Origin of the sequence: Nocardia takedensis NBRC 100417, assembly GCF_000308695.1 — a bacterium.
GTDB classification, from domain to species: Bacteria; Actinomycetota; Actinomycetes; order Mycobacteriales; family Mycobacteriaceae; genus Nocardia; species Nocardia takedensis.
The window spans coordinates 1-19,764 of record NZ_BAGG01000093.1; the positions used below are offsets into that span (position 1 = coordinate 1).

Genomic DNA, 19,764 nt, shown 5'->3' on the forward strand with positions numbered 1-19,764 from the left:
CTTCCTTGCTCTGCTGACTAGCCAGCTCCGCGCGCCGGGTGACCAGATCGTCGGCGGTCAGGCGCAGTCGGGCGTCGCGCAGGTCCGCCTGCACCGTCTGCGCGCGCCGCGCCACCTCGGCCTGGCGGCCCAGCGGTTTGAGCTGGCGGCGCAGTTCGGTGGTGAGGTCGGTCAGGCGGGCCAGATTCGCCTGCATCGCCTCGAGTTTGCGGACCGCCTTCTCCTTGCGTTTGCGGTGCTTGAGGACACCGGCGGCCTCCTCGACGAACGCGCGCCTGTCCTCGGGCCGCGATTCCAGGATCGCCGAGAGCTGCCCCTGCCCCACGATGACGTGCATCTCCCGGCCGATGCCGGAGTCGCTGAGCAGCTCCTGGACGTCCATCAGGCGACACGAACTGCCGTTGATCTCGTACTCGCCCGCGCCGTCGCGGAACATGCGCCGGGTGATGGAGACCTCGGCGTAGTCGATCGGCAGCGCGCCGTCGGAGTTGTCGATGGTCAGGGTGACCTCGGCGCGGCCCAGCGGCGCGCGGCCGGAGGTCCCGGCGAAGATGACGTCCTGCATCTTGCCGCCGCGCAGCGCCTTCGCTCCCTGCTCACCCATGACCCAGGTGAGCGCGTCGACGACGTTGGACTTGCCCGAGCCGTTGGGGCCCACCACGCAGGTGATGCCCGGCTCGAAGCGCAGCGTCGTCGCGGACGCGAAGGATTTGAACCCCTTCAACGTCAGACTCTTCAGGTGCAAATTCGGCCGACCTTTCCGTCCTCGGCGCACCGCGGCGGTCGCGCGGCGACCGGCCATCGGCGCCACCGGTCCCCTCGACCGGCGGGCAGTCGCTCCAGGTTATCGACTCCGCCGCCCATAGCGAGTATTCAGGTGTGCCCCGCGTTTGCCGGCACGGGGGGCGTGCGCTTGCCCACGGCGAGTCGGGAAGTCGGCCTGTAGTTTTCACACCGATACCTCGTGACGATCGACTCGCAAACTCTGCGATGATGGCCGCACTGGGAATACCATCCTCCTGATTCGCCAGCGGAACATTGTTCGGGAGTGTCACCGATGCCAGCCCCCCTGTTCGGGACCAGCACCCGCTACCGGCTTGCCCGGATCACGGCGTTGGTGCTGGGCAGCCTGGTTTTCCTGTACGCGTGCGAGAGCAGTCGCAGCGCGATGTTCTCCGACGTGTGGGGCGAGTTGCTGTTGGCCGCCTGCCTCGGTCTGGCCGGAATCGGAGCGGCCTGGTTCGAGATCACCCTGAGCAATCGACACGGCGCGCAGGAGGCCGCGGAAACCGGCGAGAGCGGCGAATTCCTCCTCGAATCGGATAATCGGACAATTCGGGCGCGTATCGCGCCGTCGGGAAATCTCGTGTTCCACGGCCGGGAAATCGCCGAGGACGGCCACGCCTCCCACGAATGGTCCTGGACCTTCCGCCCCACCACCTTCCCCGCCATCCGCACCGCGCTCGGCGGCGGCGACGGCGAACTGGTCGACCTGCTCGAAACCGTCATCCCCGAACTCGACCGCCACAGCCGCCGCGACCCCGGCGCGTGGGTCCGCGCCCACGGCATCACCGCCACCTACCGCGAAAAAGGCGACAACCCCAGCCGCGCCACCACCAAACTCCCCATCCTCAAACGCGGACTCCCGCGCGAAGTCCAGGCGAGCCGCACCGCCGGACTCCCCGTCACCTCCTTCGCCGGACGCGGAACCGATTCCGAGGACGATCCGCCCTCGGCGCGGTCGAAGACGAAGCCGCCCGGGCGCAAGGCGGCCGGTAGCGAGTCGAGCGGCGCGGGCCGCGCGTCCGCCGGAGGGTCGAAGGGGAGTGCCTCCGATAGCGACGCGCGACCGTCGACCGGACCGCAGGCCGTCTTCGGGCGCAAGTCGGCCGGTGCTGAGTCCAGCGGCGTGGGCCGCGCGGCCGCCGGCGGGACGAAGGCCGGTGTCTCCTCGAGCGAAACGCGACCGTCGACCGGACCGCAGGCCGTCTCCCGGCGTGCGTCGACGGACGGACGGCGACCGTCCACCGGGCCGGAGAAATCCGGGCGTACACCCACGGGACCGGATGGGCGACCGTCGACCGGGCCGCAGGCGACATCCGGGCGTACTCCCGCGGGGTCGGACCGACGGCCGCCGGTCACCGGGCCGCAGGCCGCCTCGCGACGGACCGGGTCCACCGAGTCGGACGGGCGGTCCGCGCGCAGACCACTGTCCGAGAAGTTCGCGGCCGGACGTGACTCGACCGCGAAATCCGGCCGCACACCGTCCCCCGATGCGAACAACGGCGTGCCGTCCACCGGTTCGCGCACCGGGCGTTCGTCGTCCGGCGGGCAGCGCGCCTCGTCCGCCCGTGACGAGATCGGTTCGCCGACGACGGGGCCCCGAGCCGCGACCGGACGTGGTCTGCCCGGTGAGAAGCTGTCCTCGCGCGCGATGGGAACCGACGCGGGACCGGACCGTGCGACCAGGTCACGCGGCCGGAGCGCATCGCTCGACGCCGAGTACAACGACGACTACGACGACGGGTACGGCCCCGACGCGGACGACGAATTCGACGAGGACTCGCCCTCGCTGCGCGCCCGCCTGGGCCGCGCCCGCGGATTCCTGTCCCGAGCCCTCCCCCAACGCCGTCGCGACGACCCCGAGGACTACGACGATTTCGCCGACCTCGAGGACGAGTACTACCTGGACGACGATCACGTCTCCGACGATCCCGAGGACGACCCGTACAGCGTCGAGGAACGCCCGCGCGTCCGCGCGAAGGCCGATTACGACGACTACCAGGACTACGACGTCCGCTACGACGACCTCCCCTCCCGCGCTCGCGGCGGGGCGCGCACGCGCGCCGGTGGCACGGACCGCGGCCGCGCGGCCGGAGACCCGAAGCGAGACCGCGCGGCCGCGAGCGAGTCCACCCGCGACCGCCGCAACCGCGCGAACGAGGCGACACCGGAGCGGGACCGTACGAGCGCCCGCGGCGAGTCGGCGTACGACTCGGCCGACGGTGCGAGCGGACGCGGGGCGCGGACGGATCTCGACCGTCGCGCACCGCGCGACACCGGATCGTCTCGGGGCGAACGAGGCGTCGACACCGGCTACGGCGCCGCCGATCGCCTCGGCACACGCGGCGAGGGAGGTCGAACGCCGCCGCCCCAGCGTGGGCGGGGCGCGGACGCCGAGCGTAGGCGCAGCGCGGAAGCCGGTCGGGGGCGCGGCGCACGCAACGGACGCGCCACCGCGAACGACCCGACCGCGCGCGCGGGACACGACGCCGACTCGTGGGAACCGAACGGATACGCGGAGGACGAGGAGGGCCGACGCGATCCCTCGAGGCAACGCCCGGATGCCACGCGAACCGCACCGCGCACCCCCGGGGACTCCTGGTCCGACTACGACCAGGGCACGCGCGGCAACCGCTCCCCTTCTCGCAACGGCACCCCCGCCGCCCGCAACGGAGCGAACCCCCGCACCGCGCACAACGGCGCGAATCCCGGGTCCGCCGGCGACGATGTGAGCGCGCGCGCCGACTACGACGGCGCGGGTTCGGGTGGCGCCTACGACGAACTCGGAGCACGTCCCGCCCGGACCGCGGGTTCCGGCAGCGGACGCAACGGCTCCGGTGCGCGCCCGGCCCACAATGGCGAGGTCGCGGGTGCCGCACGACGCAACGCGGGTTCCGGCGCGGGCTACCTCCCCGAGGACACGGGCGCGGATGACGCCTACGACCGCCGGTCACGCGCGGGCGGTGCGAGCAACGGCGTCGCCGGGAGTACGCCACACGCCGACTCGTGGGGTGCGGGCACCGGCGTTCCCCTGTGGAGCGCCCGCGACGACATCGGATCGAACACGCGCGGCGATGCGGATTTCCGAGGCGGGAACTCCGACTCGTGGGGCGGGGGCTCCGGCGTGCCGCCGTGGAGCGCGCGCGACGAAATCCGGCCCAACACTCGCGGCGGCGCGGACATGCGAACCGGGCGCGGGGCAACCGCGAACGGCGGCGACTCGTGGGGTGTGGGAACCGGCGTACCGCCGTGGAGCGCGCGCGACGAAATCCGACGGAACACTCTCGGCGGTGGGGATATGCGGGCCGGCGGTGGGGATATGCGGGCCGGCGGTGGTGAGGCCGGACGCGGGGCAGAAACCGGACGCGGGGCGGAGGCCGGACGCGGGGCGGGGGGCTCGTGGAACGGGTTCGGGGGTGCGCCGGAGTCACGATTCGAGGGCGGCGCGGGGAACTACCCGAACGGGTCGCGGGGTGCGGGCTCGGGCGGGCGGCGCGAGTTCGGGGGTTCGCCGAGTGATCGGGCCGGGTCCACCGCCTTTCCGAGCCGCTACGACGATCTCCTACCCCCGCAGCGCGCGTTGCCCGCTCCGCCGGTCCGCGACGACGCCGCGAGGAACTGGGCGGGGCATGATTCGGGGGCGGCCGAGAGTTCCGGTCGGCGGGCGTGGCGTTCCGAACCGGAGTACGGAGCCGAGCAGGTGAGGTCGGGGGTCGAGCGGGAGTCGCGCTCGACTCGTGGGGAGACGTCGAGCCGTTCGCGACTGGTGGACGATATCGCGGGCTATTCGCGGCACGGGTTCGCGGACGACCGGGCGGCGGGCACCCCGGACACGGAGGCGTCGTCGCCGCGATCCGCGCCTATCCCCCGGATTCCGGAGCCGGAACCGCTGCCGTCGGAGTCGGGGTTTTCGAGTCGGGAACAGCCCGTCACGCCGAGGCGCGCGGTGGATCCGCTGGACCCCGAGTGGAATCCGGCCGACGCCGTGCCGTCGACCCGCTGGTCGGGACGACGCTATTTGGCCGATCCCGCCGAGGACGCCGCGAGTCCCGCCGACATCATCGAGGATTCCGGCAGGCACGGCCTGCGCGCGGCCGAACCCGCACCCGAGGTCGACAGCACGCCGTCCCCCGAACCTCCCCCTGCGGACAGCGCCCCGCGTCGCCGCGCGCGCCACGGTCGCGACGAGGACGAACCGCGCCCCCGCCGTTCCCGCCACAGCCGCTGAGCCACGCGCCTCCGGCTGAAACCGTCGTCTCCGAAGCCACGAGCGCGCGGACCGGCGGCTTCCCGATCGAATCGGCGCTCACCGCGACCGGGATCAGCTCGAAACCGCTGCGTCGGCACCCGGCACCCTCAGGCGTCGGGCGCACGCCGCAAGGGGGTGAGCCCGGATCATGTCGCGCCGCCCGTAGACGCCCGACGACCTCCGAAGTTCAGCGCCGCCCGCACCCCAGGTTCGATTCGAAACCGGTGACCAGGCGGAACGCGAGGACCGCGCCCCAGGGACCGATGACCCAGATCGGCCAGAAGTAGGTGAACGCGCCGACGCCGAGGGAGATCGCGGCCCAGATGACCAGGACCAGCAGGCCGACGCCCGCCCAGGTGGTGATCTCGATGCGCTGCCAGATCGGGAGGCGGCGCTTGTCGGGCGCGGGGGCGGCGACGGTGGGCGCGGGGAGGTCGGCGAGGACCGCGCGCAGGTCGTCGCGGGTGGTGGTGGCGTAGACGGCGGCGACCCGCTGGTCGTATTCGGTGAGGTCGAGTCGGCCTTCGGCGAGGTGGCGAGCGAGTTGGCGCACGACGGTGTCGCGTTCGGCGTCCGAGGCCCGTGTACCGGTGGCGATATCCATATCCCCGTTCCTTCCACATTGGAATGAACCAAGCATGAATCCTCCAATGTGGAATGTCAAGGGATGGACAAGTGTCTGGTTTCTGGTGGCGCGCCGCTCCCGCAGACGGCAGGATTGGCCGTGCCGCAGCAGTGCAGGCCCCAGTCAAACCCGGCCCGGACCACTTCCGGCCAGAAGCAAGGAGGTACTTCGTGACGCAGACCGTCCGCGGTGTCGTCGCCCGCGCGAAGGGCGCACCGGTCGAGATCGTCGACATCGTCATCCCCGACCCCGGCCCGCACGACGTGGTGGTGCGCATCCAGGCGTGCGGGGTCTGCCACACCGACCTGCACTACCGCGAGGGCGGCATCAACGACGAATTCCCGTTCCTGCTCGGACACGAGGCGGCGGGCGTCGTGGAGACGGTCGGCGACCAGGTCACCCACGTCGCCGCGGGCGATTTCGTGGTGCTGAACTGGCGGGCGATCTGCGGGGAATGTCGCGCCTGCAAGCGCGGACGGCCCTGGTACTGCTTCGACAGCAGCAACGCGAGCGTCCCGATGACCCTGGCCGACGGCACCGCGCTGAGTCCCGCGCTGGGCATCGGCGCGTTCGCCGACAAGACCTTGGTCCACGAACGCCAGTGCACCAAGGTCGATCCCGAGGCCGACCCGGCCATCGCGGGTTTGCTGGGCTGCGGGGTCATGGCGGGCATCGGCGCGGCGGTCAACACCGGCAACGTCTCGCGCGGCGACACGGTCGCGGTCATCGGCTGCGGCGGGGTGGGCGACGCCGCCGTCGCGGGCGCGCGCCTGGCGGGCGCGAAGACGATCATCGCCGTCGACCGCGACGCCACGAAACTCGAGTGGGCGCGCGAATTCGGCGCCACCCACACCGTGAACGCCACCACCGAGGACGTGGTGGAGCGCATCCGCGAACTCACCGACGATTTCGGCGCGGACGTGGTCATCGAGGCGGTCGGCCGCCCCGAGACCTGGAAGCAGGCGTTCTACGCGCGCGACCTGGCGGGCACGGTGGTCCTGGTCGGCGTGCCCACCCCGGACATGACGCTGGACATGCCGCTGATCGACCTGTTCTCCCGCGGCGGCGCGCTGAAATCCTCCTGGTACGGCGACTGCCTGCCCGAACGCGACTTCCCGATGCTGGTCGACCTGTACCGGCAGGGTCGGTTGCCGCTGGAGAAGTTCGTCACCGAGCGGATCGCGCTGGACCAGGTCGAGGAAGCCTTCCACGCGATGCACGCGGGCACGGTGCTGCGGTCGGTGGTGGTGCTGTGAGCGCGCGCGTGGACCGGGTCGTCACCTCGGGCACGTTCTCCCTGGACGGCGGCACCTGGGAGGTCGACAACAACGTCTGGCTGATCGGCGACGACAGCGAGGTGCTGGTGGTCGACGCCGCCCACGACGCGGAGGCCATCGCGGCGGCGGTGGGCCGCAGGCACGTGGTCGCGGTGCTGTGCACGCACGGACACAACGACCACGTCACCGTCGCACCGGAATTGAGCGCGCGCTTCGACGCGCCGATCCTGCTGCATCCCGGCGACGAACCGCTGTGGCGGATGACCCACCCCGACGTCGACTACAGGTCGCTGGCCGACACCCCGCGGATCACGGTGGCCGGCGCCGACATCGACATCCTGCACACCCCGGGCCACTCACCCGGGTCGGTGAGTCTGCACCTGCCGGACCTGAGGGCGCTGTTCACCGGTGACACCCTGTTCCAGGGCGGGCCGGGCGCGACCGGTCGGTCCTACTCGGATTTCGACACCATCATCGATTCCATCCGGGACCGCCTGCTGACCCTGCCGGAGGACACGTCCGTGCACACCGGCCACGGCGACAGCACCACCATCGGCACGGAGAAACCGTCGCTGGCGGACTGGATCGCGCGCGGACACTGACGAAAAGGTCGGGGTGCGTACAAGACACGCGCCCCGACCCCCGCGCGGCTAGAGGATCGCGAAGGCGACGACCAGTCCGAGGCCGAAGTGCGCGGCCGCCACGACCAGCACCTCCACGGTGTAGGCGGGCGCGTGCAGGGCCGCGCCGATGTCGATGCCGAGCACCTTCTCCAGCACGCGCACCGAGATCACCTGCGCGATGATGCCGACCAGACCGTAGACCGCCGCGGCGATCAGCCCCTCGGACAATTTGCCGCCCGCCGAGAAGATCGCCAGCACCACGATGAAGGCCATGCTGACGATGCCCGCCGCGGTCACGATGATCGCGTTCGGCTTCCCCTCGCTGACCAGCTTGCGCAGATGCCCGGGGGTGGTCAGATCGATGGCGTAGAAACCGATCAGCATGAGCACCAGGCCGATCACGGCGTAGAGCAGGATCGCCCCCACGCCTTCGCCCAGTGAATTCCAATACCCCGATTCGAGGGCGACAGCGGTCATCGATGGTCCTTCCTGAACATCGAACGAGGTGTTCGTCATGGGTCAGCTCGTGGGGATGCGGTGCGGGACGAAGGCCGCGCCGTCGTCGGTGATCAGGCCCGCGGTCTCGCGGATGCCGAGTCCGGCCGAGGTGTCGCCGACCATCCACGCGCCGAGCACCGGGCGCATGTCGTCGAAGACCGGCAGCGGGTCGAGCAGTTGGTAGACGAAACCTTCCTCGCCGTAGACGCCGCCGGTGGCGGTCTCCATGCCCGCGCCGACGATGGTCATGTTCGCGCCTTCGCGGCCGAGTTTCGGCTTGCGGATGTATTCGGTGAGTTCGTGCGGCTCGTCGAGGTAGGCGGGCAACAGATTCGGGTGCCCGGGATACATCTCCCACAGCACGGCCAGGATCGCCTTGTTGCTCAGCAGCGTCTTCCACAGCGGTTCGACCCAGGCGGTGCCCGGCTGACTGTGCACGACCTGTTTGCCGAAATCGTCGTCGAGCACCCATTCCCACGGGTAGAGCTTGAAGGCGGCCTCGATCGGCGTCTCGGCCAGATCGACGAAACGTTCCAGCTCGGAGTCGAATCCGATCTCCTCGATCGGCAGCGCGACGGTGTCGAAGCCCGCTTCGGCGGCGGTTTCCTGCATGTAGGCGGTGGTGACGTTGTCCTCACCGCTGGCGTCGGCGGAGGACCAGCTGAAATGCAGGTGCGGCGAAGGCAGTCGGTCGCGCAGTTCGCCCCAGCGCTCGACCAGCTTCTCGTGCAGGGAATTCCACTGGTCGTCGCCGGGGAACACCGTGGTCAGCCAGTGCCACTGCACGATCGCGGCCTCGAGCAGCGAGGTGGGCGTATCGGCGTTGTACTCCAGCAGTTTCGCGGGCCTGCGGGCGTCGTAGCGCAGGTCGAAGCGGCCGTAGACGTACGGGTCGGAGCGCTTCCAGGATTGCGCGATCGGTTCCCAACTCCATTCCGGCAGGCCGAAATCGCGGAACCGTTCGGTCAGCACGACGTGTTCGACGGCGTTGAGGCACATCGAGTGCAGCAGTTCGACGTCGGCTTCGAGGGCGAGGATCTCCGACATGTCGAACTCGTAGTGCACCGACTCGTCCCAGTACGGGCGCGGCTGTCCGCTCGCGTCGCGCCCGGGCGCGCCGTAGACCAGCCCTTGGCTTTCGATGATCTGCTGCCATCCCGGCCTGGGTGTGCCGCGCACACGCCGCATTACGAACCGCTCCCGCCGGTGCTCTTGCTGCCGAGTCCGCCGCGCTGGACGGTGGTGCCGGTCTTGGTCTTGATCTCCGCGCCCTTGGGCCGCACGGTGACCGCGCCGGTCGGCGGCTTGCCGACGGCGGTGCTGCCGCCGTAGTAGTAGCGGTACTGCGGCCAGCCGCCGAGCAGGATCACCCCGCCCGCATGCGGGTGGCTGTTGTCGTTGTCGACGAAACCGGTCTGCCCCGGACGGCAGTACTGGTCCTCGACCACGATCTCCTGGCCGTTCTCGTCGATGCGCACGCAGGAGGCGGTCACCTTGTCGGGGGCGCTCAGGGCGCGGTAGGCGAGGTAACCGCCGCCGACCAACCCTGCGACGCCGACGATCGCGACGCCGCCGATCAGCACCCGGTTGCGGGTGCGGCGCTTGGCGTCGGCGGCGGCCGTGGCGGCGCGGTGGGCTTCCTCGGCGCGTTTGCGCGCCTTGTCGCGGGCTCTGGCCTCGGCCACCGTCGGCGGACGCGGCTGGGTGACGCCGGGTTCCTGGCGTTCGATGCTGCCCTGACGAGGTGCCTGCTCGCCGGGCTGGTCACCGGGATTCTGCTGCCCGCCCTCGGGCGGTTGCGCACCGAACGGCGGAACTCCCGGCCCCTGAGCGCCGAACGGCGTCGTCCCTTGACCGGGCGGCTGCGAACCGGGAGGCGGCACACCCTGACCGGGCGGCTGCGAACCGTGAGGCGGCACACCCTGACCGGGCGGCCAACCGGGCGCACCCTGGCCCGCGCCGAAGGACGGTTGCCCTTGCGGGGGCGGCGGCCATCCGGGCGGTCGATCGCCCTCGGGCGGCTGACCTCCCCCGGAGCCCGTTCCCCCCGCGCTCACCGCGTCCTCCCCTGCACCGTCGCATCCACTAGCGCTCCTCGAATCCGGACATATCTCCCCGCGCGGGCTCCCAGCTTTCCACAACCAGATCGACCCGGCCAGCGGTATCGCCCGAGCGCAGCAGCGCCAGCAACGCCTCGCCCGCCGCGCGCGTCCCCTCGGCCACCACGTGCACGCGGCCGTCGGGGGCATTGCGGGCGTAACCGGTCAGCCCCAGTTCCAGTGCGCGCGAACGAGTCCACCAGCGGAAACCGACGCCTTGCACGGCGCCGTGCACCCAGGCGCTCAGTCGCGCGACATCTTGGGCCGACGGGGCGGCCCCTGGTAACTCGCCCATGCGCAGACCCTAACGGGTGCGCGGCGCGACGTCGTCCGCACGGTCGATTCGCCCGTGCGGCGACACGCCGGAATCAGGCGTCGACCTCGAACGACAGCGTGACCTTGGTGCCCGCCTTCAACGTCCGGCCCACGGTGCAGACCTTGTCGACCGCGCGCTGCACGGTGACCAGCAGGCGTTCGCGGGCTTCGTCGTCGAGTTCGCTGAGGTCCAGTTCGACGACCTCGTCGAGTTGCGGGTACACCTCGTTCTCGCGGTCGGCGTCACCGGCGACGCGGATCGTGGCGTCGAAGTTGTCGCCGAGTTTGCGCGTGAGCGGGAAGTCCGCGCTGAGTCCGGTGCAGGCGGCCAAGGCGATCTTCAGCAGTTCGCCGGGGGTGAAGCGGCCGGGCACGCCCTGCGACCCGATCAGCACCTCCGCGCCGCGCGAGCTGCGGCCGACGTACTCGCGGACGCCGGTGCGCTCGGCCCACAGGGTGGTCGGTTCCGCGCCGGTCGGTGCGGTGGCGGTGGTCACGGGTGCGGCGGTCTTCTCGGACATGATGTCGATCCTGCCATTCGTCGGACGGGCACCCGTGCCAACGTCGGGCGGGCGGCCGGGCATTCCGGCGCGCGACAGCCGTCACAGCGGCCCGTGATTCCTGGAAGCGGTACTCCGATGCCCGGCGCGAACCTGGCGCGAGTCCGGTCCGCCGTTGCGGGCGGCCCCGCACCTCCGGAAGCGCTGACCCATCCCTGCAACCTTGCGCCCCGGCGACCTTGCGCGAGTCCGGTCCACCGCTACAGACGGACCCTCACTCCTGGAAGCGGTAACCCATGCCCGCCTCGGTGAGCAGGTGTCTGGGGTGCGACGGGTCGTCCTCGAGTTTGCGCCGCAGTTGGGCCAGGTAGACGCGCAGGTAGTGGGTCTCGGTGGCGTAGGAGGGGCCCCACACCTCGCGCAGCAGTTCCTTGCGGCCGACGAGTTTGCCGCGGTGGCGCACCAGCATCTCGAGCATGCCCCACTCGGTCGGCGTCAGGTGCACGGCGGCGCCGTTCTTGGTGACCTTCTTGGCGGCCAGATCGACGGTGAACGAGGAGGTCACCACGACGGGGGCGTCGGTGTCGGCCGTCTCGGCCCCGCGCCGGACCGCGGCGCGCAACCGCGCCAACAGTTCGTCCATGCCGAACGGTTTGGTGACGTAGTCGTCGGCGCCCGCGTCCAGCGCCTCGACCTTGTCGGCGGAGTCGGTGCGCGCGGACAGCACGATCACCGGGGCCCGACTCCAGCCGCGCAGCCCGGCCAGCACCTCGATGCCGTCCATATCGGGCAGCCCCAGGTCGAGGATGACCACGTCGGGGTGACGTTCGGCGGCCGCCCGCAAGGCGGCCGCGCCGGTGCCCGCGGTGAGGACCTCGTAGCCGCGCACCGACAGGTTGATCCGCAGCGCCCGCACGATCTGGGGTTCGTCGTCGACGACGAGCACCCTGGTGGTGGGGCCTTCTCGTTCGGTGCCGGTCATCGCGACCTCCGCCCGCCTCTCCGCATGCCGTGCGCCGCTCGGCGCGCTCGTGATCGTCGGTGCCATCATCGGTCACCCGCTCCGCCGTCGGCGTCCTTCGGCGGCGCGCCGTCGTCGGTAGTCGACCGACCAGCGGACACGCCGGCCCCCCGCGCCCCGGATGCGAGTTCCACGATCATGGTGAGCCCGCCGCCCGGGGTGGTCTCGGCGTGCACGGAACCGCCCATGGCTTCCACGAAGCCGCGGACCACCGACAGTCCGAGCCCGACGCCGGTGGTGTTGTCGCGGTCGCCGAGCCGCTGGAAGGGCTCGAACATCTGTTCCTCCGCGCCGGGGGGTATACCGGGGCCGGTGTCGACGATCGTCAGTGACACCCGGTCGCCGACCTGTTCGGCCCCCACCCGCACCGTACCGTCGGACAGGCGCAGCGCGTTGTCGAGCAGGTTCGCCACGACCCGTTCGAGCAGGCCGGCGTCGGCCGAGACCGACACCTCGCCGACCTCGACCTCCACCCGGTCCACCGCCGCGCGCCCCGTGCCGACCCCGACCAGCGCGCGGTGCACGACCTCGTCCAGGTAGACCCGCCGCAGGCTCGGGGTGACCGCGCCCGCCGCCAATCGCGAGGAGTCCAGCAGGTTGCCGACCAGCGCGGTCAGTTGGTCCACCGATTCCTCGACGGTCGCGAGCAGTTCGGCGGTGTCCTCGGGCGAGAATTCGACGTCGTCCACGCGCAGGCTCGACACGGCCGCTTTCGCGCCCGCGAGCGGGGTGCGCAGATCGTGGCTGACCGCCGAGAGCAGCGCCCGCCGCAACCGGTCCGCCTCCAGCAGCGCCGCGGCGGCTCCCGCCTCCTCGGCCAGGCGCGCCCGCTCGACCAGTCCGGCGGCCTGGTTGGCGACCGCGTTGAGCACCGGACGGTCCTTCGGCGCGAGCGGACGACCCGACAGCAGCAGTCGCGCGCCGCCCGCCCCGGCCTCGATCACGGTGTCCGCGTCGCCGACCCGCCGCGCGGGGTCGACGCCGACCTCGGCGATCACCGTCGCACCGGTCAGCATGCTCACCGCCCGCAACCCGTAGGTTTCGCGGACCTGGTCGAGCAGCGCGGGCAGGTCGGCCCCGTGCAGGACCGCGCCCGCGAACTCGGTGAGCAACGCGGCCTGTCGGGAGGCGCGGCGCGCCTGCGCGGTGCGCGCGGTGGACTCGTCGACCAGCGCGGCGACCGCGACGGCGACGATGAGCAGCACCACCACGGTGACGAAGTTGTCGGGTTCGGCGATGGTCAGGCTGTAGCGGGGGTCGGTGAAGAACCAGTTGAGCAGCAGTCCGGAGAACAGCGCCGAGAAGGCCGCGGGCAGGACGCCGCCCAGCAGCGCGACCGCCAGGACGCCGATGAAGAACAGCGCGCTCAGGCCGCCGAGTTGCAGGTAGCCGTCCAGGGCGCCCGAGCAGATCGCGGACACCAGCAGCGGCACGAGCAGCGCTGCGGGCCAGGCCAGTACCGGCATGCGGGGCGTCAACGCGCGGCGACGACGGCCGCGTCCGGCCTGTTCGTGGGTCACCATGTGCACGTCGATGCCGCCCGAGCGCTGCACCACGGTCGCGCCGATGCCCTCGTCGAGGATCCGCGCCCACCGCGACCGGCGCGAGGTGCCGAGCACGAGTTGGGTGGCGTTCACCCCGCGCGCGAATTCCAGCAGCGCGGTGGGGATGTCGTCACCGGTGACGGTGTGCAGGGTGGCGTCCAGGCCGGTCGCCAGGTCGCGCAGGCGCGCCGAACGCTGCGCCGACACACCGGCCAGTCCGTCGCCGCGCACGACGTGCACGACGACCAGATCGGCGCTGGCCTTGCCCGCGATCCGGCTGGCGCGGCGGATCACCGTCTCGGATTCGGGGCCGCCGGTCACCGCGACGACGACGCGTTCGCGGGCCTCCCACGGCTGGGTGATCTCGTGGTCGGCGCGGTATTTCGCCAAGGCGGCGTCGACCTGGTCGGCCAGCCACAGCAGCGCCAGTTCGCGCAGCGCGGTGAGGTTGCCGGGGCGGAAGTAGTTGCGCAGCGCGGCGTCGACCTTCTCGGCGGCGTAGACGTTGCCGTGGGACATCCTGCGCCGCAGCGCTTCCGGGGTGATGTCGACCAGTTCGACCTGGTCCGCGCCGCGTACCACGGCGTCGGGCACCGTCTCGGTCTGGCGGATCCCGGTGATCCGCTCGACCACGTCGTTGAGGCTCTCCAGGTGCTGCACGTTGACGGTGGACACCACGTCGATGCCCGCGTCGAGCAGTTCCGCGACGTCCTGCCAGCGTTTCTCGTTGCGGCTGCCCGGGGTGTTGGTGTGCGCGAGTTCGTCGACCAGCACCACGGCGGGTGCGCGCCGCAGCACCGCGTCGACGTCGAGTTCGGGGAATTGCGCGCCCCGGTACCGGATGATCACCGGGTCGACGCGTTCGATGCCGTCGAGCAGTTCGGCGGTTTTGGCGCGGCCGTGGGTTTCGACCACCGCGGCCACCACGTCGCGGCCGCGGTCGAGGCGGCGGTGCGCTTCGGCCAGCATGGCGTAGGTCTTGCCCACGCCGGGGGCGGCCCCGAGCAGGATCCGCAATTGCCCACGCCGCACCGAGGTCCGTCCCCTTTCCTGATCGTCCGGTCACCGCTGCCCCGCGCAGGCGGTGCACAGCTCATGTCCGAGACAAGCACAGGAACCGGTCCGAACAATCCCGCCTTTGCGATATCCATACGGCGATCACGGTCACAGCCGAGGTCGAGAGCCGTTCCCTGTGCGACGCGACCCGGCCCGCCCCGATCCGGACGCCCGCCGATAGCGGTGGTCCGTTTTCCGCCGACCCGAATGAGTCTCCAGCGGGGTTGACCCGATCGTTCTCGGCGATTCCTCTCCTTGATACACCCGTGATTGATAGCCTGGTGCACACTCAACTATCAATCCGTCCCATTACCCGGAATGCTCGCCAACCGGTGACGCGCGGGCACGGGCCGGATCTCGTTGCAGGAGTTGACGTGTCGAGCGAGTACGCGCCGCAGGCAAGGTGGCCCGCGGAATCCGCCGGACCGGCCACCGCCGGTCCCGCCACCGCGCTGTGGGCGTACCTGGTCTCCGGCACACGGACTTTCGGCCGCACGGTCCGGGTGGGCGTCCGCTCGACCGCGCTGCTGTGCGCCGATCTGGCCACCGGCCGGTTCCCGATGCGCGAAGCCCTGGTGCAGGCGTGGTTCCTCGCCTCGGTCGCGCTGCTGCCCGCGATCCTGATCTCGCTGCCCATGGGCGTGGTGATCGCGGTGCAGGTCGGCAGCCTCACCGAGAACGTCGGCGCGGGATCGATGGCGGGTGCGGTCGGCGGCGTGGGCGTCATGCAGCAGATCGCCCCGCTGGCGGCGGCGCTGTTGGTGGGCGGCGCCGGCGCCTCGGCCATCGCCTCCGACCTGGGCGCGCGCACCATCCGCGAGGAGATCGACGCGCTGCGCACGATGGGGATCGACCCGCACCGGCGACTGGTCGCGCCGCGCGTCCTCGCGATGACGGTGGTGGCCCCCATGCTCTCGGTGCTGGTCATCCTGATGAGCGTGCTGGCGGGCTTCCTGGTCGCCTCGATCGGCCAAGGCGTCGCGCCGGGGTCCTACTGGCTGTCGTTCGGCAGTTTCGCCGGACTCACCGACCTGGTGATCTGCCTGGGCAAAGCCGCGATCTTCGGCTACTTGGTCGCGGTCATCGCGGCGCAGCGCGGACTCGAGGCCCGTGGCGGCCCGAAGGGTGTGGCCGACTGCGTCAACGCCGCCGTCGTCCTGGGTCTGCTGACCTGCCTGGTGGTGAATCTGGTGATCACCCAACTGGTGCTGACCTTCCTTCCGACGGGACTGCTGTGATGGCCACCGGAACCACCCGCCCCTCGACCTATCGGCCGCCCGGCCTGCGCTGGACCGCCCGCCTGCGCCGCACCTGGGATCCCCTGGAGGAATTGGGTTTCCAACTGCGCTTCGGCCTCGCCGCCTTCACCGGCGCGGGCTGGGCGCTGCGCCGCTACCGCAAACAGGTCGTGGCCGTGTTCACCGATCTGGCCTGGGGCAACGGGCGTTCGGTGATCGTCGGCGGCGGGGTGGCCCCGGTACTGGTGGTGATGGGCGTGGTGGCGGGCGCGATGATCGGCCTGGTCGGCATCACCGCCCTGGACTCGCTCGGCATGGGACCGCTGGCCGGGGCGATGTCGGCGCTGGCCAATCCGCGCGAACTCGCGCCGCTCATCGCCGCGGTCGGCTTCGCCGCCCAGGCGGGCTGCCGGATGACCGCCGAGATCGGGGCGATGCGCATCTCCGAGGAGATCGACGCGCTCGAGGCGCAGGCGATCGACCCGGTCCCCTACGTGGTCTCGACCCGACTGCTGGCCGCGGTGATCACCGTCGTCCCCACGTATCTGATCGCGCTGGCGCTCGGCTTTCTCACCACCCGCCTGACCGTCACCGTGGTGCACGGACAGGCGGCGGGCTCCTTCGAGCACTACTTCCACATGTTCGTCGAACCGCGCGATCTGGTGTATTCGCTGATCAAAGTCGTGGTCTTCGTCCTGATAGTCACCTGCGTGCACACCTATCAGGGCTTCTACGCCACCGGCGGCCCCGAGGGGGTCGGGGTGGCCTCGGGCCGCGCCATCCGCGCGAGCCTGGTCGCCGTCGCCGCCGCCGACATGGTGCTGACGCTGGCGATGTGGGGTTTCGACACCGATCTCGGATTCGGGGGGTGAGCGGCCCGTGAGTCGTGCGGCGCGATTCTCCGAACGCGGTCCGGGCCGGGCCGGACTGCGGTGGCGCGGACTGGTTCTGCTCGCGGCCTTGACGCTGGCCGTCGGCGCGGCCTGGCGCGGCGTCGAACCCGATCACGACGGACGCATCGGCTTCGACATCGTGGCGACCGGACTCGGCGACGGCGTCGGCGAGGACACCGCCGTCCGGTTGCGCGGCCGCGACATCGGCTCGGTGGTCGAGGTCGCGCCCGCGGGCACCGACCGGCGGCGGGTGCGCGTCGAGGTGGAATCCCAACGCCTGAGCGAACTCTCGACCGCGATGCAGACCCGTTTCGTCTCGGCGAACCTGTTCGGCGCGACGGTGCTGGACCTGGTGCCGATGCCGGGCGGCGACCCGGTCACCGCGGACATGGTGCTCGACGTGGGCGACCGCTTCGACAATTTCACCGTCACCGGGATCCTGCGCGAATCCGGTCGCGCGGTCGCCGAGATCCTGACCCCCGAACTGGCGCGCTCGCTCGAGGACGCCGCCGCGCTCACCGAGGCGGGCGCGCCGCTGCTGGGCTCCGCGCTGCTGGTGGCGCGCGCCTGGCAGCGCGCCAACCGCGTGCCGCTGGACCGGGCGCTGCCCGACATCGCCGACGCCACCGAAGGTCTGGCCGCCTTCACCCCGTCGGCCCTCGGCATCCTGACCGCGCTGGCCTCGGTCGACCAACTCGACGACGACACCAGCATCGGACAGGCCTCCGACACCATCTCCGAGGTGTCGAACCTGGTCTTCGCCTTCGCCGGGAAACTGGTCGGCGCGCTCGGCCCCACCTCCGACGCGGTGGACATGCTGCTGGACCTGCTGATCCCGCTCAACCAGTCGATGCGCGGGGTGACCCCGGCGCGCGTGGGCGAACTCACCGCGGGCATCGACGGCGCGCTGCACCACCGCGACGGACAGGTGGTGCTCGACGTCGAAGTGCTGATCCAGACGATGCCCGCCTTCGGGATTCCGCTGCGCACGACGGGAGCACCGCGATGAGGACGCCGCGTTCGGCCGCCGCGCGACTGCTGGTTCTGCTGGTGGTGGTGGTCGCGATCGTCGTCGGCCTGGTCCAGGCCATCACCCGTCCGGTGGGCGGGCCGACGATCGCCTACCACGCCGAATTCGGCGACGTGTTCGGTCTGCGCGAGGACGCCGACGTGCGGGTGCGCGGCGTGCAGGTCGGCAAGATCACCGACATCTCGCTCACCCGCGACCATCTGGCGACGGTGCGTTTCACGCTGCTGACCGAGCATCGCCTGCACGAAGGCGACCGATTGGCCATCCGCTTCCAGAACCTCACCGGCCAGCGATATCTGGCCGTGCTGCCCGCCGAGACGGCAGGCCCCGACCACGATCCGGACGCGCCGGTGCGCGATGTCATCGATTCCTTCGACATCACCGCCGTGTTCAACGGGTTGCGCCCGCTGCTGCGCGAGGCCGACCCGGCTGTCTACAACCGGTTCGCGCAGAGCCTGGTCGCGGTCATCGAGGGCAACGGCGGCGACCTCACCCCGCTGCTGCGCGACCTGGGCGCGCTGGCCTCCTTCGCCGAGGACCGGACCGCCGTGATCACCGCGATCATCACGAATCTGGACGGCCTGTCGCAGAAACTGCGCGGCCGGTCGGAGAACTTGCAGAACATCCTGCGGGTCTTCCACTCGATCTTCATGCCGGTGGCCTCCCGGATGGAGGAGTTCCTGAACCTGATGAAGAAGGGGTCGGTGGAGATGTCGGAGATCGTGCGCGCCACCGAAGCGCTGGCCCGGCTCGGACTCGGTGCCCGCGACAGCACCGACGCGCTCACCGAACGCCTGCGCCAAGCCATCCCGGACACCCGCGAGACGGTGCGCTCGCTGTCGACGCTGCCCGGCCTGCTGGAGTCGCTCAACGCGCTCATCCCGCGCTCCGAACCCGAGAACCGGTGCGCCGACGGCACTTACGCCCCACCGGTCGAGGCCGCCGTCCTGCTCAACGGCAGGCGGCTGACACTGTGCGAGGCGGGCCGATGAACCGGCGATGGCGAGGACGGCCGACGGTCTCCTTCGGCGGCGAGGACGCCTCGCCCCGCGCGCAGACGGTGTGGGCGCTGGTGAGCGTCGTGGTGTTGGCGATCGCCTTCGCCGGCGCGGGCGCGCTCTACGCCCATCCCCCCGGCAGCACGACCCACCGGTTGCTGCTGCCCGAGACGGGTGGGCTGAGCGCGGGCGACGGTGTCCGCGTCGCGGGCGTACCGGTCGGCCGGGTGACCTCGGTGGGGCTGGGCGACGGACACGTCGAGGTGGAGTTCACCGTCGACGGGCAGGCGGACCTCGGTGACCGCACCGCCGCCGAGATCCGCATGCTCACCCCGGTCGGCGGTCTCTACCTGGCGTTGCTGCCCGCGGGCGACGCGCCGTTGCGCGGGCCGATCCCGGTGCAGCGCGCGCATCTGCCGTTCGTCCTGGGCGACCTGATCGGCGAGAGCGCCGAGATCGCGGGACAGGTCGACGTGGCCGCGCTGCGCACCACCCTGGACGCCGCCGCGCACGCGGTCGACGGCGCGCCCGGCGCGGTGCGCGAGTCGGTGACCGCACTGGGCACGGTGGTGACGGCGATGGCCGCCCAGCGCGACCAGGTGCGCGGCCTGCTGTCGCTGTCCAACGAATACCTGGCCACCGTCCGCGAGAACGAGGCGCTGGCCACCGAGGTGGTGCGCGCCTACGCGATCCTCGGCCCGCAGATCGTGGCCGCCCGGACCGAGGTGCAGATCTTCGCCGACAAGGTCACCGCCGTCGTCGGCCTGCTGTTCGACTTCTTCGCCGGCCCCTACGCGGAGAGCCTGGAACCGCTGTTCGCTCCGCTGGAACAGAGCGCCGACCTGGGCCGCGAGCTGATCTCCTCCACCGAGCAGTTGTTCGACCAGTTGCGCCACACCCTCGAGCAGTTGGCCGCGCTGGCAGGCCCGCAGGGACAGGCGCTGATCGATCAGAGCGGCCTGACGGTGCACCGGCCCGAGGTGTGCCTGCCGGTGCCGGGAGCGAGGTGCTGAGC

At 71.4% G+C, this 19,764-nt stretch carries 17 protein-coding genes; 8 read left to right on the forward strand and 9 right to left on the reverse strand.

The window, feature by feature from the left end; genetic code table 11:
* The coding region (locus ON30_RS18970) for a chromosome segregation SMC family protein (RefSeq protein ID WP_157183774.1) at positions 1-745 on the reverse strand (745 nt) is incomplete at its 3' end.
* A gap of 312 nt (positions 746-1,057) precedes the next feature.
* Between ON30_RS18970 and ON30_RS18975 the strand changes: the two genes are divergently transcribed.
* The gene (locus ON30_RS18975) at positions 1,058-5,011 is read left to right on the forward strand and encodes a hypothetical protein (RefSeq protein ID WP_040708858.1); all 3,954 of its coding nucleotides are present in this window, start codon (positions 1,058-1,060) and stop codon (positions 5,009-5,011) included.
* 208 nt (positions 5,012-5,219) lie between these two features.
* On the opposite strand, the gene ON30_RS18980 is transcribed toward ON30_RS18975, so the two are convergent.
* Positions 5,220-5,636, reverse strand: a complete 417-nt coding sequence (locus tag ON30_RS18980; protein WP_040708859.1) for a DUF1707 SHOCT-like domain-containing protein — start codon at positions 5,634-5,636, stop codon at positions 5,220-5,222.
* 191 nt (positions 5,637-5,827) lie between these two features.
* On the opposite strand from ON30_RS18980, the gene ON30_RS18985 reads away from it, so the two are divergent.
* Both ON30_RS18985 and ON30_RS18990 read left to right on the forward strand, forming a co-directional pair.
* A complete protein-coding gene (locus tag ON30_RS18985; protein WP_040708860.1) occupies positions 5,828-6,913 on the forward strand; it encodes an S-(hydroxymethyl)mycothiol dehydrogenase in 1,086 nt (361 codons plus the stop codon).
* A complete protein-coding gene (locus tag ON30_RS18990) occupies positions 6,910-7,536 on the forward strand; it encodes an MBL fold metallo-hydrolase (RefSeq protein WP_040708861.1) in 627 nt (208 codons plus the stop codon). The genes ON30_RS18985 and ON30_RS18990 overlap by 4 nt, the downstream gene beginning before the upstream one ends.
* 48 nt (positions 7,537-7,584) lie before the next feature.
* On the opposite strand, the gene ON30_RS18995 is transcribed toward ON30_RS18990, so the two are convergent.
* From ON30_RS18995 to ON30_RS19025, 7 genes are all read right to left on the reverse strand, one after another.
* Positions 7,585-8,034, reverse strand: a complete 450-nt coding sequence (locus ON30_RS18995) for a DUF350 domain-containing protein (protein ID WP_040708862.1) — start codon at positions 8,032-8,034, stop codon at positions 7,585-7,587.
* A 42-nt stretch (positions 8,035-8,076) separates the two neighbouring features.
* Positions 8,077-9,243 (reverse strand): glutathionylspermidine synthase family protein, encoded by a 1,167-nt coding sequence (locus ON30_RS19000; RefSeq protein ID WP_040708863.1) that lies wholly within the window; start codon positions 9,241-9,243, stop codon positions 8,077-8,079.
* Positions 9,243-10,112: a hypothetical protein gene (locus tag ON30_RS41760; protein ID WP_281004734.1), complete on the reverse strand. Its 870-nt coding sequence runs from the start codon at positions 10,110-10,112 to the stop codon at positions 9,243-9,245. Before ON30_RS41760 ends, ON30_RS19000 begins: the two co-directional genes overlap by 1 nt.
* A gap of 28 nt (positions 10,113-10,140) precedes the next feature.
* The gene (locus tag ON30_RS19010) at positions 10,141-10,449 is read right to left on the reverse strand and encodes an acylphosphatase (protein WP_083911514.1); all 309 of its coding nucleotides are present in this window, start codon (positions 10,447-10,449) and stop codon (positions 10,141-10,143) included.
* A gap of 73 nt (positions 10,450-10,522) precedes the next feature.
* Positions 10,523-10,990, reverse strand: a complete 468-nt coding sequence (locus ON30_RS19015; RefSeq protein WP_040708864.1) for an OsmC family protein — start codon at positions 10,988-10,990, stop codon at positions 10,523-10,525.
* Positions 10,991-11,243: 253 nt separating this feature from the next.
* Positions 11,244-11,951, reverse strand: coding sequence for a response regulator (locus tag ON30_RS19020; RefSeq protein WP_040709183.1), 708 nt, complete (start codon positions 11,949-11,951; stop codon positions 11,244-11,246).
* Positions 11,952-12,016: 65 nt separating this feature from the next.
* Complete coding sequence (locus tag ON30_RS19025; protein WP_083911515.1) at positions 12,017-14,566, reverse strand: sensor histidine kinase; 2,550 nt, start codon at positions 14,564-14,566, stop codon at positions 12,017-12,019.
* 398 nt (positions 14,567-14,964) lie between these two features.
* On the opposite strand from ON30_RS19025, the gene ON30_RS19030 reads away from it, so the two are divergent.
* The 5 genes from ON30_RS19030 to ON30_RS19050 are packed head-to-tail and all read left to right on the forward strand — an operon-like array spanning position 14,965 to position 19,762.
* On the forward strand, positions 14,965-15,828 hold the full coding sequence (locus tag ON30_RS19030; RefSeq protein WP_083911516.1) for an ABC transporter permease: 864 nt from the start codon (positions 14,965-14,967) through the stop codon (positions 15,826-15,828).
* The gene (locus ON30_RS19035; protein ID WP_040708865.1) at positions 15,828-16,700 is read left to right on the forward strand and encodes an ABC transporter permease; all 873 of its coding nucleotides are present in this window, start codon (positions 15,828-15,830) and stop codon (positions 16,698-16,700) included. Before ON30_RS19030 ends, ON30_RS19035 begins: the two co-directional genes overlap by 1 nt.
* A 7-nt stretch (positions 16,701-16,707) precedes the next feature.
* A complete protein-coding gene (locus ON30_RS19040) occupies positions 16,708-17,730 on the forward strand; it encodes an MlaD family protein (protein WP_040708866.1) in 1,023 nt (340 codons plus the stop codon).
* Positions 17,727-18,743, forward strand: a complete 1,017-nt coding sequence (locus ON30_RS19045; RefSeq protein WP_040708867.1) for an MlaD family protein — start codon at positions 17,727-17,729, stop codon at positions 18,741-18,743. The genes ON30_RS19040 and ON30_RS19045 overlap by 4 nt, the downstream gene beginning before the upstream one ends.
* Entirely contained in the window at positions 18,740-19,762 is a 1,023-nt protein-coding gene (locus ON30_RS19050) for an MlaD family protein (RefSeq protein WP_040708868.1), read from the forward strand. Before ON30_RS19045 ends, ON30_RS19050 begins: the two co-directional genes overlap by 4 nt.
* Positions 19,763-19,764 lie beyond the last annotated feature (2 nt).

What these genes read in the sequence shown, in the direction of transcription:
- ON30_RS18975 (WP_040708858.1), top strand. Translation starts at nt 1,058, where the DNA reads ATGCCAGCCCCCCTGTTCGGGACCAGCACCCGCTACCGGCTTGCCCGG.
- ON30_RS18980 (WP_040708859.1), bottom strand. Translation starts at nt 5,636, where the DNA reads ATGGATATCGCCACCGGTACACGGGCCTCGGACGCCGAACGCGACACC.
- ON30_RS18995 (WP_040708862.1), bottom strand. Translation starts at nt 8,034, where the DNA reads ATGACCGCTGTCGCCCTCGAATCGGGGTATTGGAATTCACTGGGCGAA.
- ON30_RS19000 (WP_040708863.1), bottom strand. Translation starts at nt 9,243, where the DNA reads ATGCGGCGTGTGCGCGGCACACCCAGGCCGGGATGGCAGCAGATCATC.
- ON30_RS19010 (WP_083911514.1), bottom strand. Translation starts at nt 10,449, where the DNA reads ATGGGCGAGTTACCAGGGGCCGCCCCGTCGGCCCAAGATGTCGCGCGA.
- ON30_RS19015 (WP_040708864.1), bottom strand. Translation starts at nt 10,990, where the DNA reads ATGTCCGAGAAGACCGCCGCACCCGTGACCACCGCCACCGCACCGACC.
- ON30_RS19020 (WP_040709183.1), bottom strand. Translation starts at nt 11,951, where the DNA reads ATGACCGGCACCGAACGAGAAGGCCCCACCACCAGGGTGCTCGTCGTC.
- ON30_RS19035 (WP_040708865.1), top strand. Translation starts at nt 15,828, where the DNA reads ATGGCCACCGGAACCACCCGCCCCTCGACCTATCGGCCGCCCGGCCTG.
- ON30_RS19045 (WP_040708867.1), top strand. Translation starts at nt 17,727, where the DNA reads ATGAGGACGCCGCGTTCGGCCGCCGCGCGACTGCTGGTTCTGCTGGTG.
- ON30_RS19050 (WP_040708868.1), top strand. Translation starts at nt 18,740, where the DNA reads ATGAACCGGCGATGGCGAGGACGGCCGACGGTCTCCTTCGGCGGCGAG.